This is a genomic window from Phyllobacterium sp. P5_D12 (assembly GCF_054049495.1).
Genome location: NZ_JBFUMG010001038.1, coordinates 1 through 856 on the forward strand (window position 1 = coordinate 1; position 856 = coordinate 856).

Annotated in this window: 1 protein-coding gene; it reads right to left on the bottom strand. The window is 55.8% G+C overall.

Annotated elements, in window-relative coordinates:
* Positions 1 to 856 (bottom strand): glycosyltransferase (locus ACXJ5O_RS28520; protein ID WP_457302846.1); only part of this gene is annotated, 856 nt, incomplete at both ends.

Consider the following 856-nt stretch of genomic DNA (forward strand, 5'->3'; position numbering starts at 1 on the left):
GTCTTACGGGCGGCAATGCGTAGCGGCAGAAAATCCTCAGGCTTTTGCAGGACTCGAAGGATCGTATCAGCCAAAGCATCGGTATCAAAGAATGGCACGAGGAGGCCATTCGTCCCGGCTCGGACAATTTCCTGAACCGGCGGCGTATCGGAGCCGATTATCAAGGCGCCACAAGACATTGCCTCGATCACTGACCACGACAGCACGAAAGGATATGTCAGGTAGATATGGGCAGTTGATATCTGGTAGAGCTTTCGCAAGAGATCGTGCGAAATGGCTCCGGGAAACACAATTCTGTCTGGCGGAATATCATGGCTGGCGAGTAACGCATCCTTCCAGGACCCTCCACCATGTGGGGGTGTTCCATAGCTGACGCCATTGCCGCCGACAAATACGAAGAGCGCATCTGGATTTTGGCGTATGACCTTTGCCGCCGCCGCGAGTGCTTGCGGAAAACCGCGATAGGGTTCGAGGTCCCGAGCGACAAAAGTGATGATTGGCGGATCGCCGGCTTTCAACAAGCGCCCATCAGGCAGCCGCAGCGACGCGTTGCGGTCAGGGCGGAAAATTTCCGTATCGACGCCCTCATGACAGACAGCGATCCGACTCCGGGCAGAGACCGGATAAAGGCTTTTTTGCCAACGGGTGGGGCTGATCCCCCCGTCGATCGCTTCCAGCGAGAGAAGCTGCGCGACATTGCGCAGTCTCAATCGTTTACGGGTTTCGGCATCCGGATGATCATCGGGAGCAAAACCGACGTCGGCGCCCTCGGCCTTGTAGAAAAATTCACAATAGCCGATAGCCGGCACTTTTGGCAGGATATCCTTGACGAACATCATGCTACCCCAGCCTATAT